Annotated in this window: 14 protein-coding genes; 3 read left to right on the top strand and 11 right to left on the bottom strand. The window is 42.3% G+C overall.

Going from position 1 to position 16204, the window contains the following annotated elements; genetic code table 11:
• The 8 genes from H4K34_RS17775 to H4K34_RS17740 form a co-directional block, all read right to left on the bottom strand.
• Entirely contained in the window at window positions 1–921 is a 921-nt protein-coding gene (locus tag H4K34_RS17775; RefSeq protein ID WP_210758729.1) for a BT4734/BF3469 family protein, read from the bottom strand.
• A complete protein-coding gene (locus H4K34_RS17770) occupies window positions 908–1204 on the bottom strand; it encodes a helix-turn-helix domain-containing protein (RefSeq protein ID WP_100626897.1) in 297 nt (98 codons plus the stop codon). Before H4K34_RS17770 ends, H4K34_RS17775 begins: the two co-directional genes overlap by 14 nt.
• Window positions 1201–1500 carry a helix-turn-helix domain-containing protein gene (locus tag H4K34_RS17765; protein ID WP_014022282.1) on the bottom strand — a complete coding sequence of 100 codons (300 nt, stop codon included), beginning with the start codon at window positions 1498–1500 and terminating at the stop codon, window positions 1201–1203. Before H4K34_RS17765 ends, H4K34_RS17770 begins: the two co-directional genes overlap by 4 nt.
• Before the next feature lie 231 nt (window positions 1501–1731).
• Window positions 1732–2748 carry a hypothetical protein gene (locus tag H4K34_RS17760; protein ID WP_210758728.1) on the bottom strand — a complete coding sequence of 339 codons (1017 nt, stop codon included), beginning with the start codon at window positions 2746–2748 and terminating at the stop codon, window positions 1732–1734.
• Window positions 2745–3839: a site-specific integrase gene (locus tag H4K34_RS17755; protein ID WP_014022280.1), complete on the bottom strand. Its 1095-nt coding sequence runs from the start codon at window positions 3837–3839 to the stop codon at window positions 2745–2747. Before H4K34_RS17755 ends, H4K34_RS17760 begins: the two co-directional genes overlap by 4 nt.
• Window positions 3836–4189: a helix-turn-helix domain-containing protein gene (locus tag H4K34_RS17750; RefSeq protein WP_210758727.1), complete on the bottom strand. Its 354-nt coding sequence runs from the start codon at window positions 4187–4189 to the stop codon at window positions 3836–3838. Before H4K34_RS17750 ends, H4K34_RS17755 begins: the two co-directional genes overlap by 4 nt.
• 242 nt (window positions 4190–4431) lie before the next feature.
• The gene (gene mnmE / locus H4K34_RS17745; RefSeq protein ID WP_210758726.1) at window positions 4432–5835 is read right to left on the bottom strand and encodes a tRNA uridine-5-carboxymethylaminomethyl(34) synthesis GTPase MnmE; all 1404 of its coding nucleotides are present in this window, start codon (window positions 5833–5835) and stop codon (window positions 4432–4434) included.
• A 13-nt stretch (window positions 5836–5848) separates the two neighbouring features.
• Entirely contained in the window at window positions 5849–10510 is a 4662-nt protein-coding gene (locus H4K34_RS17740) for a PAS domain S-box protein (protein ID WP_210758725.1), read from the bottom strand.
• A 357-nt stretch (window positions 10511–10867) separates the two neighbouring features.
• Between H4K34_RS17740 and accC the strand changes: the two genes are divergently transcribed.
• Window positions 10868–12352 (top strand): acetyl-CoA carboxylase biotin carboxylase subunit, encoded by a 1485-nt coding sequence (accC, locus tag H4K34_RS17735; protein ID WP_210758724.1) that lies wholly within the window; start codon window positions 10868–10870, stop codon window positions 12350–12352.
• Window positions 12349–13029, top strand: a complete 681-nt coding sequence (locus H4K34_RS17730) for a DUF4294 domain-containing protein (RefSeq protein WP_210758723.1) — start codon at window positions 12349–12351, stop codon at window positions 13027–13029. Before accC ends, H4K34_RS17730 begins: the two co-directional genes overlap by 4 nt.
• Here the strand turns inward: H4K34_RS17730 and H4K34_RS17725 are convergent.
• From H4K34_RS17725 to H4K34_RS17715, 3 genes are read right to left on the bottom strand one after another with little or no spacing between them, the layout of a single operon-like run.
• A complete protein-coding gene (locus H4K34_RS17725) occupies window positions 13026–13772 on the bottom strand; it encodes a DUF3667 domain-containing protein (RefSeq protein ID WP_210758722.1) in 747 nt (248 codons plus the stop codon). The genes H4K34_RS17730 and H4K34_RS17725 overlap by 4 nt on opposite strands.
• Window positions 13773–13812: 40 nt before the next feature.
• Window positions 13813–14199 (bottom strand): acyl-CoA thioesterase, encoded by a 387-nt coding sequence (locus H4K34_RS17720; protein ID WP_210758721.1) that lies wholly within the window; start codon window positions 14197–14199, stop codon window positions 13813–13815.
• Window positions 14200–14227: 28 nt separating this feature from the next.
• The gene (locus H4K34_RS17715) at window positions 14228–14713 is read right to left on the bottom strand and encodes a YybH family protein (RefSeq protein ID WP_210758720.1); all 486 of its coding nucleotides are present in this window, start codon (window positions 14711–14713) and stop codon (window positions 14228–14230) included.
• Between the two features lie 148 nt (window positions 14714–14861).
• Here H4K34_RS17715 and trkA point away from each other — a divergent pair, with 148 nt between their 5' ends.
• Window positions 14862–16202, top strand: a complete 1341-nt coding sequence (gene trkA, locus H4K34_RS17710; RefSeq protein ID WP_210758719.1) for a Trk system potassium transporter TrkA — start codon at window positions 14862–14864, stop codon at window positions 16200–16202.
• The last annotated feature ends 2 nt before the right edge of the window (window positions 16203–16204 follow it).

Here is a 16204-nt window from a genome sequence, read left to right as displayed (position 1 = left end):
CTATATGTATTTAGGGTTGATGAATATTTCTGTATCGTGCGGAAGGAAACATGCTCTTGAAATGTCCTTTCCTGACTGGTCTACTTCTAATTGATAGGTGTGGGAAACGTAGTTTGCCACTGCCTTGAAATAGTCCTGGTGTTTTGCCTGTGTCAAGTCAATCGGTATTACCCATTTCAACCCATCACCTGAAGGAGATACAAACAGTAGCTCCGTTTCAAAATAATGGTCATCGAGTAATGATTGCTTGAGCGTTGGGATGTCCTCAATGTGGTCAAAATCGATTGTAAGCAAACCTGAATGTCTTTGGAGGTTTGCATCATTCCGCTTAGAGAATGAGCCTGAGAAGGTCACATAATCGAAGTTTTGAGCCTTGTATTTTCGGGCATCTTTTGGCTCTGAGATGTTGCGAAGTGTACTTGTACACGAAGCAAAATCATTGCCTTTGATGAGATGGTACACCTCAATCAAGGAGACTTGGCGACTTGGTTTCACATTAGAAACAGGCTTTTTGAAATAGCTGAATACTGGCGGTGTAGGCTTTTGAATTTCAGGAATAGCAACCGCAGGTTGCGTTTCCTCTTGATGATAAAAACCTCTTTCCTTGCCAATTCTCAGGTATAGTTCTTCATTGATCTTTTCGAGAAGGGCTTGCCCTTCGAGGCTGAAATGCAATGAAGCAAAATCAAAGATATTGCCCTGTGCAATGGCTTCTTCTGTATCTGTGTGTGTAGCAATGCCGTCAACTACTTTAACCATCAATGTGGGCTTGTCCGCATTGAAAGGATTCTTAGCAGGTTTGCAGTCCCGTCCCGAAAGGGATAGGACTGTTTCACCCTGATAGTAGTGGCGTAATACATGGGCATAGATATTCAAGCCGTAATGTGTCTTTCTCAAAATGGCTTCTCTACTGATCTCCATAATGCTTTGATTTTGAAGGTGAGTAGTTGGATTCCAGTAAAGCTTCCATATCAGAAACTTTGTAATAGAACTTGCCATTGATTCGGCTGTAGGGAAGAACCCCACTATCCCGAAGGGATTGAAGGGTTCTTTTGCTAATGTGCAGCGTTTGCATCACTACCTGACCATCAATCCATTCGTCACTGAATTGCTCCAATCGTGACTTATGGAAATTGAGGAGGTATGCTTTGATTGTTTTTATGTCTTGAGCTACTGTCAAGAGCATATCGAAAACCTCTGTCATAGCTTTACCCTCCCTTTTTTGATTAGGTAATCCGCAGCTCTGCGGTCTATTTCTTCCTGAGTAGAATTGCGGTTGCGAAGCAACCAGCTTTCTAACTCCGTTCTCTTGAAATAGAGCTTCTTTCCGTTTGGCTTGTAGTGTGGAATATTACCTCCACTTGTCAACTTGTATAAGTGTGACTGTGAAAGCTCCAAGTACTGGCAAGCCTCATTGAAGTTTAAAACTTCTTTCGTGTAAATCCCCTGGCTCTCAATTAGGCGTTGGAGATTTTCAAGACGTTCAATTATTTCGTCCATCTTAAATCGTATTAAGAATTAATGAATGGACTCTTGGCCAAAAGTCATATCCGATTGTCGAATACGATGCTAAAGTAGGAGGCTAAAAGGGGCGTTATGAGGCTCTAAAGCATGGTGCAGTGTAGAGTGCAGAGTGCAGAGTGGGCTGTAAAAATTGATAGTCCACTTTTAAGGTAAAAGAGGACTAAACAAAAACAGAAAAAAGATAAAAGGAGTATAGTGCAGAGTGGACTATATCAGGTGCGAAACTGCCTTTTCTATTTTATCTCCTGTCAGGTTCGGTCTTTTTAAAGACCTGAACTTTGACCTGTCAAAGGAATTCCCATCAGTATCAACGAAGCATAGGCAAGTCACTTCCCATTGCTTTTGCTTTAGATCATCCACCAACTTATGTTCTGAGTATATCAGCTTAATGAAATAGAATAGCTCGCTGATATTTCCTGTCCATTCTATAGGTGTTTTGATTTCACCTCCTGAGAATACCTTTTTGAAGTTGAGTAGGGTTGTGGATTTGCTAATGAAATGATTCAGCTTTAGGCTATCCCATAAATCGGTCAATTTATCTGGGTTGGTGTTTAGCTGCTTGTAGGTAAATGAATGAAATGAATTTGCCGTTGCTGCGGTTTCCGTTTTGGCTGCTGGTAATGGTTTGGATTCAACTTCAATTACTTGAACTGGTTTCAAGAAATGTTTGTCCGGGACAGGTTCTAAAAGTAGTTGGCTGTAAAAGTCCTCCAGTATGAATTGATCTTCTATCCAAGTGCTGAAAGCATTTTGGATTTCTAAGTAAAGCTGCATGTATGCAAGCTTTAGAAGCTGTACGATGAATGTGTTTGCCTTGTGAGTTTGGTCTAATTCAAAGGATGTTTTTTTAGGATCTATGTACGTCAGTGCATAGTCCTTTTCTTTAATGAGCTTTCCAAGGTCTTTTAAACGTGTTTTAATCCGCTTGTTAAGTGTGTCTTCAAGCCAATACTTGATTAAGTTTTCGTTGTTGTCCTCCTTGATCAGCTCGACAAGCCTGACACATTCTGATTTGACATTATTCAATATTAGTTTGGAATAGTACTTTGTTTTGTGATCGAATGGCCTGTGAAAGCTGATTTCATATTTGAATTGAAAATCTGTGGAGGCTTCCTTTACGCTACTGAGTTTGGAAGCATACTTTTGATCAAGGCTGTTTTTTCCTAACCAAGGGCGAAGCTCTTGGTACAGGATGTCGTCAAGTAATTTGGTTTGATTGCTCATAGGTCAAGTTTGATTTTGTTGGCTGCTTCCTGTTTCTTTTCATCTATGATTTTGGCATAGACTTGGGTGGTCTTCAATTCCTTATGGCCTAAGAGCTTTGAGACTGTGTAAATATCAGTTCCTGCCGTAAGCTGCAAAGTGGCATAGGTATGACGGGCACAATGGAAAGTGATGGTTTTGGAGATACCAGCTTTCATCATCCATTGTTGCAATTTCAGGTTATGCCATGCAGAGTATTTCAATCCTTTGAATACTCGCTCTTCTGGAGCTTGCCTTTCACCGAGCAAGCCAAAGGCTTGTTCTGAAATAGGGAGGGTTTCTGCTCCCTTGGTTTTCTTTTGTCTGAATCGGATGTAATACCCGTTATCATTTGAGTGCTGCACCTCTGACCAGAGTAGCTTATTAATGTCTGACCACCGCAAACCAGTAAGGCATGAAAATATGAATGCCGTTTTCATCTGAGGTATTTCACATTCCGTATTGGCTGCTGCTTGCAGTTCCTCCAAAGTCAGAAATTCTCTTTCAGGTTCACCTTGTTTAAAGGCGTCAACTCCTTCACTTGGGTTGGTAGGTAGAATACCGTCTTTCACTGCTTGCTTTAAAGCTGCTCGCAGCTTGTTAAAGTAGGAGTACTTAGAATTTTGAGATAGTTTCTGGTCACCATGTGCAATAGCCTTCTTATCAAGGTAGTATTTGAAATCCTGAATAAACTGTCGGTCAATATCTGAGAAGGATACCTCATAGGAACAGAAAGCCTTTAGATGTTTCAGCATACTTGTCCAATTGCCGTAATTGCCTGGACTGTCTTGTCTCTGGTTGGCAAGTAGCTCAATATATGCAAGGAAGCTGCCTTTTAATTTCTCATTGTCTCGGAATCCATAAACACCGTTTTGGATTTCGATTTGTCGCTGTGCTCTAATAGTCTCGGCTAATTGGAGTGTCTTTTTATTGACTTCCTTTTCCTCCTTAGTCTTTGCATTAGGAGAAAGGTATAATTTGAGGTATTCGGTTTTCCTTTTCCCTTTGTGGTAGTAGTCGAGGTATAGACTGGTCTTGCCACCTTGATTACGTTTTCTTAGTGTTACTTTCATGCCTGAAACAGTTTTTCGATTTCTTCTCTCTTGATAATGGTTCGGCTCCCAATTTTTGCAGCTTGTATTTTTCCGTTCTTTATTTGACGGTACAGGGTCATTCTACTTGCTCCTAGTAGTTTGCAGGTTTCGGCAATACTTAGAAAGTCTTTGTCTCTGACTTGCTCCTGATTGTATTCTTGTTTCTGTACCGCAGTAGGGGCAATCTCCTGTACCTTCTGATCTCTCTTGCGTTTCTTGTAGGCACGCTTAGCACAGTTATCACCACAGAATTTGGTCACAGTAGTCTTGGCGATAAACTCAGTACCGCAATGCTGACAGATTTTGGGAACTCGAATGTTGCTGCTCATGGTGTTTCCTTTTTCGGCTTGTTTCTGTATCAGAGTGTACCCCTTTGTATCAGGATGTATCTCTATGTAACATAATCTCGCCACTATCTTAAAAATCTGTTGCTAACAACAAATATTGATTGGTCAGCAACAAATTAGAAACGAAAGATAGGAAAAAATAGGAAATTTAGCAACAAGAAAAGGAAGTAAAAACAGCCTAAAAGTAAGTAAAAGAAGGGTTTAGCGTACTATTCGAAAAGTAATTACTTCCCGATACAAAACTTCCCAAAGATATTCCCCAGTATATCCTTATCTACATCCACCTCGCCGATAATGCTGCCTAATTCGCTGAGGGCAGCGCGGATATCGATGGAGAGCAGATCGCCACTAATGCCAAAGTCCAGGCCTTCGCGCACTTTTTCTATCTGAATTAAGCTCTTTTGCAAGGCATCCAAATGGCGAACATTGGTAACTATACTTTGCTGAGCGGCAAGATCACCCCATTGGTAAAAAGCGCTGATTTGCGCGTGTAGTTCTTCTAACCCCTTTTTATCCTTAGCACTGAGATGTAATGCCTTTAGGTCTTTGAGCTTTTGTTCTTGCTCACTGCTGAGTTCGGGTACTAATTCCGCTTTATTGAGGATGAAGAGGAAATTGCGTTCTCCCGCCCGAATTTGAATATCCTGGTATTCTGATTCTAGTTCTTGCCAGCCCTCGGGGCTTTGGAGGCGATCGGCAGCAAAGAGGTAGAGTACCAAATCACTTTGTTCTACCTTTTCGTAGGTGCGTTTTATTCCAATACTTTCCACCATATCAGTGGTTTCGCGAATACCTGCGGTATCAATAAAACGATAGCTGATGCCATCAATATGTATTTCATCTTCAATGGCATCGCGGGTAGTACCGGCAATTTCCGTTACAATCGCTTTTTCTTCTTTGAGTAGGGCATTCAGCAAGGTGGATTTCCCTGCATTGGGTGCGCCTACAATTGCCACGGGAACCCCGTTTTTAATGGCATTTCCGGTATCGTAAGAAGAGATAAGACTGCTGAGTACTTGCTCGATGCGATTGAGTAATTCTTGAAATTTTGAGCGATCCGCGAATTCCACATCTTCCTCGGCAAAATCGAGTTCCAGTTCAATAAGAGAAACAAAGTCGATTAGTTCGGAGCGCAGAGCCCGAATTTCATCGGAAATACCGCCCCGCATATGCTGCAAGGCAATTTGGTGACTGGCCTTATTTTCTGAAGCGATTAAGTCGGCAATGGCCTCCGCTTGCGAAAGGTCCATTTTGCCATTGATAAAAGCCCGCAGGGTATATTCACCGGGATCGGCCATGCGAATACCCTGGCGCATTAATAGACCTAAAATGCGCTCCTGAATATAGGTGGAGCCATGACAGCTAATTTCGATCACATCTTCACCGGTATAGGATTTTGGGCCTTTAAATAAGCCCAGCATCACTTCATCGATCAATTGTTCCCCATCCATGAGGGAGCCGAAAACCATTTTATAGCCCTCATTATTTTCCAGCTTATGCTGAGCTGAAAAGGGCTTGTAGATCTTATTTAGTACAGTATATGTTTCGGGTCCGCTTACCCGGATCATCGCAATAGCACCCATTCCGGCAGCGGTAGAAAGGGCGCAGATGGTATCTTCCATTCGCATTTTGCAAAGGTACCTACTGTAAATCTAATTTGAAGCGTTCTGTTTTGGCCGTGATATCCTTAATCACCTGGTCCATTTCCTCGGTAGATTCATTGATGAACTGCAAAATTTCTTGTGTACTGGCCGACTGACCTTCATAATTCTCTTCCTTCAATAAGGCGATTAAGCCTAGGATTCGTGCTACTGGCGCACGCATAACATGGGACTGCATCCAGGCGATATCCTTTAATTTTTGGTTTTGCTGCTCAATGGTTTCCAAATAATGCGTTCTTTCGGTTACATCGAGAGAATAGCAGGCAACACCGGTAATCACCCGCGCATCATTGTAAATAGGGTAGAGGCTGATGGCGAAAATCTGATCTCCGTATTGGGATTGATCTTCGATCTGTACATTCACCTGCTCGCCACTAAATGCTCTTTCGTATAAGCCTTTCCAGCGCTTTAAATGATTTTCACCCAAGCGCTCGTTAAGCACGGAATCCCCAATATTAAAAGCATGATCACTGCGATTTTGCAGGAATTGCAGATAGCTCTTATTCGCACTGAGGAGGCGGAAGCGTACGTTTATCGACCACATGTGATCATCAGTACTGTTTATAAGCGCCTCCGTATTCAAACGCATCTGTTCTAGCTCTAAACGCTTCAATTCCAGCTCGGTAACATCCCAGTTTAAACCTACAATACGTTTGGGATTTCCATCGTGATCACGAACTACCTTCGATATGGCCGCAATATGCTTGGTTTGATTTCCGGCCCGAATTCGGAAACGGAAGTTGACATCATCTAAGCCTTGCTCCACTGAGCTTTGAAATGCTTTGGCCGTTTCATCCCGATCTTCAGGGTGGATATAGGATATCCAATCTTCGATTCTATTGTTAAAATTATCTGGACTACGTTGATATAATCGGAACATATTGTCATCCCATTCCAAATGCTCATTATCGGCCAGGTTTAAATCCCAGATTCCTACCGTATTGGCTTTAGTGGCCAATTCAAAGCGCATGAGTAGCTCTTTCAATTCAGCCTTTTGGCGATGTTCTTCGGTGGTATCCCTTTCCAGTGCCACAAAATGAGTTACTTCTCCCTGATCATTAAGAACCGGAACAATAGATATGCTTACATAATAAGGGATGCCTTCCTTGCTATAATTGATAAGCTCAGTTCCTACAGGTTTAAATTGGGAGAGGCATTCGGCAATTCGCTCGAGCTCCAAGGGATCGGTATCCGGACCTTGCAACATTTGTGGTGATTTACCCTTTACCTCCTCTAAAGTATAGCCACTAATGCGCTCAAAAGCTTTATTAGCATAGATTATATAGGGGCCATCTCCGTCTAAATCCCTTGCGTCTGTAATTAGAATGCCTTCATTGGCATTAGTTACGGTGGATTCTAAAAGCAATAACTGATTTTCTCTTTCCTTTCTTTCAGTAACATCTGTTCGGATACCTACAATTTCAAGGGCTTTTCCATTCTTATCACGACGAACAATCTTGGCCCGATCTTCAAACCAGCGCCATTTATCATCCAAACAGTAAAACCTGAAATCAAATTGATAGGTGTCGATATATTGCTCAGACTTAGGATAGACAAACTCAAGCATTCTCTGAATATCTTCCTGTGACATCCGGGATGTTAATTCCTCTTCATGAATTGGATTGCCCTTACGATCCGAAGCGCCCATTAACTCGTAAAGTTTGGGATCACCATCTAAACGACGTTTTTCTAAATCATAGTAGAAAATAGCGGAGCCAGCGGCTTTGAGCGCCTGATTTAAGATCAAGGCATTGTCTCTTAGTTCATTTCTGTACTCAATGAGCTCCATTACGGTACTGGCCTGATTACCCAATACTTCCAGCAATTGATCAGAATAGTAATCCGGGGTGCCTTCCGGGAAGAAAACAAAGGTGGTTCCCTTGTAAGCATTATTGTAGCTAATGCCAATGGCAATCAATTCGAAATGAGGGAAAGCTTTAAAAATGGGATCTACCGTTTCCTTGGTCAAGAAGGGCAGGAGGTAGATTAAATCCTCGGTAATTTTAAAAACCTTGCCTTGTCGTAATCCATCAATGATAGGCATTACCGATGGAAATACCTGGTTGGAGGAGGCTGCTTTTTCCAGGAAAGTAAATGCCTTTTTAAGCTTAGGAGGAATGATGCAATGGTTCATTCGATATTCCGTTTCCAAACCATTTTCGGTCACCGCTCCTGATCCTACCACTACCTTTTCATTAAACCATTGGTAAATGGATTCGGAAAGGGCATCGTAAACCTGATTGATTTCATTGAGGCGCAATAAATCCGAACTGCTATTCGCCAGGTCAATAAAGATTCGCTTTTGCTGGTATTCTTTTTTCTGAAGGTGAATAATTTCGGTTACATCCCTCACCACTCCTCTGATTCGACTTATTTCGCCATCAGGATTGCATTCGGGATGGATTTTACATTCTAACCAGAGCTCCTTACCCTGTGGGGTGTGGAAAAGCCAGAAATTTTGGGTGCTTTCGCCCTGATATAGCGCCAGCTTTAAGCTGTGGAAAATTTCGGAACGATGCGGGCGGTCAAAACGAGCCAGAACTTTACGATCCAAAAGGTTCGAATTATCAGCCAATCCCAATATCTGCGGCATATTGTTGGAACTGGTCAAAATATCCTCCTTGGGCAAGTATTCCCAATCCGCTACCATAGCCATGGCTTGAGCCTCTTCCAGGCGGATATTGGAAACTTTTAGTTCTTCCTTCGCTTCTTGTCTTTCGGTGATGTCCTGTGAAAAAACATTGGCACCAACGATAGTACCATCCTCACTAAGCGTAGGGTAAATGCTAACTAATAAATGCTTGAGTTTACCGCTTATGGGGTGATGGTAATGATCCTGATAGCTATGGCTTTCGCCTGTAAAGGCCTTGCTGTATCGATCCTTCCAGAGGATAGCTATTTCATCAGGGAAACCTGGGATTTCAGTCATCAATTGACCGATTTTCAGGTCATGATTGAAATGCTGCGCAAAATTGTTCCTGAAATTTGGATTTAAGGTTAAAAGCTTGAATTCCCGATCAACCGACCAAATCTCATGTGGATTAGAGTTCAGGATATTAGCTAGATTTTCTTGACTGGTTTTTAGAGCCTTTTCAGCTTCCTTTAATTCACTAATATCCGTGCGAAGAGCGATAAACTCGTAGACTTCACCATTCTGATCTTTACGAGGAATTATGGTGGTTGACAGCCAATAGAGATGCCCGTCTTTATGCCGATTGCAAACATTGCCCTTCCATACATTGCCGTCCAATACCGTATTCCACAAATGGGCAAAAAAGGCATCATCATGAAGCCCAGAGTTTAAGATACGGGTGCTGGAACCAATCAGCTCCTTCCTAGAATAACCACTGGTTTTACAGAAATTATCGTTGGCAAACTTCACCTTTCCATCCAAATCGGTAATCACCACCATATTGTGCTGATCAATAGCATATTGGTGGGCCTTTAACTCTTCCAGGGCTTCTAGGTTTCTTTGGTTGGAGAGCTTCAACATTTCAAAAGTCTCCAACTCATCACTGATGTCGCGCGCTATCCCCTGGATAAACTCAACCCAACCGGTCTCTTTATTCTTAACTGGAATCAAGTACAGTTCATATTGCTTCACTTTCCCGGATTTATGAACCAATTCAAAAGGGCTAAGCACCTTGCTTTCGCCCTTCTTCATGAATTCAGGAAATTGAATTTTCGCAAATTCTGATTTCGATTTTTCAGTAAGGAAATGATGGTAGGATAGTTTAAGAACTTCCTCTTCGGTATAGCCTAAATGCCTGTATACTTGAGGACAGACATAGTTGATCGCATTGAAATCTCGCGTATAAAAGAAAAGATCAGGAGCACTCTCCACTAAGGTTCTAAAGCGCTCTTTTTCCAATTCCAATTCTCTGCGTTGGTTTTCCGCTTTTTCTTGACTTACAATTACACTCATAAGGTAGTCTGTACCCATGTATTGATAGGTCGAAAAGCTAATATGGCAGGGGATGGTATGATTATCCTTGCGTTTAAGCCGAATTTCAAGATCCCGAACTTCCCCATTGTTGGGTAAATCCACAAAGATGGATTCTCGATCTCGAAGATCATCCCAAAGGCCAATTTCAATCGAGGTTTTACCAATGCAATCTTCCAAGCGGTAACCAAATACTTCGGTGAAAGTGTCATTAACACTAACAATATGACCATTATCCTGTCGGGTAATAACCATACTTTCGGGCATTACCTTAAAGAGGGTTTGGTTTTGCCTTTCGGTAAGTTCCAGTTTTTTAGATAATTGCAATTGTCTTTGGCAAAACATCAAGGACTTTTCCAACTCAAAGCCCATTTGAGAGCTTTTGAGTAGATAATTACTGGCGCCTGCTGCCAGGGCTTCCGGGATTCTATCGGTATTAGCCTCAGTGCCTAAAACCAGAAAGGGACTAGTAGGAACAAGGTTAATTAATCTTGGAAGCTCTGCTAATTGATCTTCAGAAATCAGGCATAATTGAAATTCCAAATTCGATGGATCCGCTAAAGCTTCTTTCACAGACCTGTAAAAGCGTAGCTCGCAACTAATCTTAGTAAATTTTGAGAATAGCTTTTTAAGGAACTCTTGATCTTTCTTTTGGCTCTCAATACAGAGTACCTGAATGTTTGGGTTTGACTCGGTCATTTCCTCGGCTTGGTCTTTTCATTCCGAAAAAATTCAAAGAAGCAGGGGAGTTCCAGTTTTGCTTAAAACACTGAATGCCATTTGAATTTAAGAAATCAATTTACAATTTTTTTATTCTCTTTCAGACTAATTGGTGTTGAGCGGATTGAAATTGGATATCAATGAAAGCCTTGTTTGAATGGCCCTTTAGCTTAGCTAGGATAAAGGGCTGCTGGGCTTTAAGGAGCTTAGGGATTTAGCTTGAATTTGAGAATTATAGAGCTCATAAAAATTAGTCATTTGTGCAATTAAACTCGAAGACAGCTACGGTATTTCAGCAGATAGGCTGTAATTTAGCCTGGTAATTTTAGACTAGCCATGAATAAGATTCTTGTTGCCAATCGCGGCGAAATCGCTTTGCGAATAATGAAGTCGGCTCGCGAAATGGGTATTCAAACCGTAGCGGTATACTCTGAAGCAGATCGCAATTCTCCACATGTTAAATACGCAGATGAAGCTGTATACCTTGGACCTCCGCCTTCGGCCCAATCCTATTTGTTAGGCGATAAAATTATTGCTGCTTGTAAGGAATTAGGTGTCGATGGTATTCACCCAGGCTATGGATTCCTTAGTGAAAATGGCGAATTCGCTCAAGCAGTAGAAGATGCCGGTTTGATTTTCATCGGCCCCAAAGCCCACTCTATGAAGGTGATGGGTGATAAACTAGCCGCCAAGGAAGCAGCTCGTGAATTTGGCATTCCCTTAGTTCCTGGAACCGAAGGCGCCATTGATGATCCCAAAGAAGCAATTGCCATTTGCCGTGAAATCGGTTTCCCGGTTTTGATCAAAGCTTCTGCCGGTGGTGGTGGTAAAGGAATGCGGGTGGTGGAACGCGAAGAAGAGTTGGAAGAACAGATTCACAGTGCGATCTCTGAGGCTAAGAGTGCCTTTGGTAATGGCGCTGTTTTTATTGAGAAATACGTAGGCTCACCTCGCCACATTGAGGTGCAGGTACTTTGTGATAGTCATGGAAACCGCGTGCATTTATTCGAAAGAGAATGCTCGGTTCAACGTCGACATCAAAAAGTTATCGAAGAAGCTCCCTCCGCCATCCTTAGCGATGAATTGAGAGCGGAGATGGGACAAAAAGCGGTAGATGTAGCTCGCTCCTGTGATTATCTGGGTGCCGGAACGGTAGAGTTTATTATGGATGAAGACCATAATTTCTACTTTATGGAAATGAATACCCGTTTGCAAGTAGAGCATCCGGTTACCGAAATGATTACCGGTGTTGATTTGGTGAAAGAGCAAATTCGCGTAGCCCGTGGTGAGGAATTAAGCTTTAAACAAGAAGATCTTAAGATTCACGGTCACTCTATTGAAGTGCGTGTTTATGCCGAGAATGCCCGTGAGAACTTTATGCCAGATATCGGAAATCTACGCGTGTACCAACGTCCTCATGGCGTAGGGGTGAGGGTTGACGATGGTTTTGAAGAAGGCATGGATATTCCGATCTACTATGATCCTATGATCTCAAAATTGGTAACTTACGGTAAGGATCGCGAAGAAGCTCGTTTACGTATGATCCGTGCCATTGATGATTACAAGATCGTGGGTCTACATACTACTATGGAGTTTGCTCGTTTTGTAATGAAGCATGAAGCCTTCATTAGTGGAGATTTTGATACCCATTTTGTGAACAAGCATTTCAAACCGGAATACCTCGATCAAAGTCAACATGCAGATGGAGATATCGCTGGTATGATCGTTGCAAAAATGATGGGAGACCAATCTAAGCAGAATGAATTAGCAGATGCCAATGGTTCTGCCACTCGCAGTAATTGGAAGATTAAACGCCTATGATAAAGCACCTTCAGGTAATATTCATTATTAGCCTATTGCAAATTGGAGGTCTTTGGGCCCAACCGATTAAAACGGGATCAAGCCTGAAGGATAGCATTGTGCAATATGCCGCCATGAATCGCACCGATATCATGGATGCTATTATTGTAGATGGCGATACCATACCGATAATGGTATTGGATGAAGTTCTGCTGGTAGATAAGCCCAGCTTTGATTCTAAAGAGGCGCGCAAACGCTATTTTATCCTTAAGCGCAAGGTGATGAAGGTATATCCTTATGCGGTGATTGCCGGCAATAAAATGGATAGCCTTAAATTAACTTTAGAAGGTAAGAATCGCTGGCAGCGAAAGCGTTTGATCAAGGAGTTTCAAGAATACCTTCGTCAGGATTTTGAGGAAGAGATTGTTAAGCTCACTCATAGTGAAGGCCAAATTCTTTCCAAATTAGTTTCAAGAGAAACGGGAATGTCTACTTACGATCTTATCTCGGAATATCGCAGTGGCTGGAATGCCTTTTGGTGGAATACAGTGGCTTATTTCAATCATATGGATTTAAAAACTCCTTATCAGCCTGAAGAGGTGGAGGAGGATAAATTGATTGAAAATATATTGCAAAGAGCCTTTATTCAAGGTCAGTTAAAAGAGCGGGTGCCCATTACCAGCCTTAATGCTGATTAATCTAATGGGATTAAACCTTTTTGAATGGCCAAGGCCATTAAAATTGCGATTAGGAAGATGTAAATCAAGGCACTAATCACCGAGACTGCGATGGATTCCCAAAAAGAGCGCAGCCAGCTTTTTTCAAATAGATCCTTGTAGAACCACATATAGTAAACAAAAGCTAGAAGGATATATAGGATTCCAGTGAGCTCATTTCCCAAGGCGAATTCCAAAAGCATAATCAGGGAAAAAACATTGATTAAGCTGGTATAGAAGCTATTGAAAACAATGTGCTCAGCGAAATTCAGATCCCGCTTAAGGTTAAAGAGCCAGGAAAAGAGGCTAATCACGGGAATGTAAAACCAGAGTAGGAGGTTGAAATATTCGCTGAACAATTCATAGACCTTAGCCGCGGATTTAGCACCATCAACTTTTGAAGCTTCCACTCCAGCTTCAGCATTCTGATTGGCCCCATAATTAAATCCTTCTTGAAAATCAGAAGCCACCTCACTGCTTTGAAACAATAGAAGTAGGATTGCGGTGCTGAGAATCAATAAGCGAAAGGGAGAGGTGTATTTCAATCGCCCTTCCTGTAAATAGCTGCGAATAGAGGCACCCGGACGAAGAAGCAATTCTTTCAGGGTAAATAGAATTCCATATTCCAGATTAAAGGCGTCCAGAATGGAACCACCCATATTGCGAAAGCTATAGCGACGAACCTGGCGTTCTTGCTTCACCAGAAATTTAGGGGTCTGAGACATCGGTACAAATTAGGCTACCCAAATATAAGTGAATAGTCGCCTAGCTCTGCTCAATAAAGAGTGCGGCTAATTCGGGACTAATGCGTCGAGGTCGAAAGCTTTTAGCGTCCAGCATTATCCATTGACTGGTGCAACAACAAATTACTTCCGTACCGCGTAGTATTTCCACTTTTCGCAGACTGGTCAAGCCTTCCATGCTTTCCACCCAAGTCCTTAAGCTAAGCTCATCCCCTAAATGAGCAGGAGCGAGGTATTCGATTTCATGCTTGCGCACTACCCAAATGACACCGGTATTTTTACCGGCACGACTAAACCAATGGCTACTGGCAACATCCTGTACCCATTGCAGGTACACCACATTGTTTACGTGATTAAGATCGTCGAGGTCTTTAGCCTCAACGATCTTTGGAATTTCATGGACTATCATGTCCGCAAAGCAAAGATTTTTAAAAGGATTATTCGCTCTTGGCCGAGTTCCACATATCACGAACGGAAACCAAACGACCATCAACTTCCTGGAATACTACCATATAGAAGCCGTGCTCAATTTCGGCACCACTGGAATCCATCTCGGCCCACCGGCCACTTTCTACTGCCATATCCTTGCCTGTGGCAAATACGTCAATGGTAGTGTATTTGAAGTTGAAGGAATGAGTACTGTCTTCAACAATGCTATGACGAAAGTGATTGAGAATATCGCGTTTTCCGAATAATTGATCACGACCCTCACCATAGGTAACGGCGTTCTTCGAATAAAACTTCGAAAAGAGATCAATATCCTTCTCACGATAGGCCATAGCCAAGGTATCTTCCATGGCGATGATATATTCACGCAAGGCCTTTTTGTCAAGCTTTTTAGCTTCACTAGCAGTTTCGGGTTTGGGGGCTTGACAAGCCATAAACAGGCCGCCCACCAAGCAAAAAAGTAAGAGCTTTTTCATAGTCTATAAAATTGGTTGTGCATTCAATTTACGAAAAAGCCAGCAGCAATAAGACTTTTAGGCCGAATTGTTCACATATAAGCAGCCCTAAATGTGCTCTTGTATTGCTCTAATTCCTATGTACCTTTGTCTTTTATTTTGATCAAAGATGAAGATTGTAATTGCCGGTGCTGGAGCTGTAGGAACCCACCTTGCAACCTGGCTTTCGAGCGAATCACATGATATTACCCTGATCGACCATGATGCGGATCGATTGCAAAATGTGGATCAGAATATCGATGCAATTGCTATTTCTGGTGAGGTAACGGATTTCTCGATCTTGCAAAGGGCGCAAGTGTCGGATGCTGACTTGTTTATATCCGTAACATCAGTTGAGGAAGCAAATATCCTGAGTGCTATATACGCCAAGCAATTAGGAGCTAAGAAAACTATTGCCCGGATCAGCCAAATGCAATACCTCACCAGTGATGATGTATTGAACATCCGAGATTTGGGAATCGATGAGTTGATTTCTCCAGAATCCTTAGCGGCGCGGGAAGTACGTCATCTGCTCAATACCAATGCGGCCTCTGAATCGATTGAGTTTGAAAATGGTAAGATCAATTTATTAGGTCTTGATATAGAGGAAGACGCCGCCATTGTAGGTAAGACCATGGCCCAAATTGCGGGCTTACGCGATGTTCGTGATTACATTGTAGTGGCCATTCGCCGGAATAATGAAACCATTATCCCTAAGGGTGATACCGTGGTTATGGCCAATGATCACCTTTTCGTTATCACCCATGCAGAAGGGGTAGAACAAGTACTGGAAGTAACTGGTCGTAGAAAGATCAAAATCAACGATATAATTATCATTGGTGGTAGTCGTACCGGTCGGCATTTAGCCCGCAAGCTTTGTCGGAATTTCCATGTAAAACTGATTGAACAGAATCCTGAAAAGGCCGAGGAAATTGCTTCTGAGCATCCAGAAATAATGGTGCTTAACTTCGATGGTACCGATGTAGAAAAGCTAGAAGAAGAAGGCCTGAAAAACACGGATGCCTTGGTAGCGGTTACCGGAAACTCCGAAACCAATGTGCTTACCTGTTTGGTAGCTAAAGATCGTGGCGTGAAGAAAACCATTGCCATGGTTGAAAACATCGAATACCTTTCCTTAACCCAAAGTATTGGTATTGATAGCTTGATTAACAAGAAATTAGCCGCGGCTAACTTTATTTATCGCTATATCCGTCGGGGTGACTTTGTAACGCTCTCCACTATTCACGGAATTGATTCTGAGGTGATTGAGTTCAATGTAAGCACCAAATGTCAGGTTACCGAAAAGAAAATTAAGGATCTCGACCTGCCCAAGGGTTCTTTGGTAGGAGGAGTAATCCGCAATAATAAAGGCTTAATTCCCACCGGAGATTTCAGCATTCAACCCGGCGATAAAGTGGTTGTTTTCGCTAAAAACGAATGTGCGAAAAAGGTGAGTCGTTACTTTCGTTAAGC

Origin of the sequence: Croceimicrobium hydrocarbonivorans (assembly GCF_014524565.1) — a bacterium.
In the GTDB taxonomy this organism is placed as follows: domain Bacteria; phylum Bacteroidota; class Bacteroidia; order Flavobacteriales; family Schleiferiaceae; genus Croceimicrobium; species Croceimicrobium hydrocarbonivorans.
The sequence above is the reverse complement of the archived record's forward strand: the minus strand, read 5'-3'. Positions and strand labels throughout refer to the sequence as shown.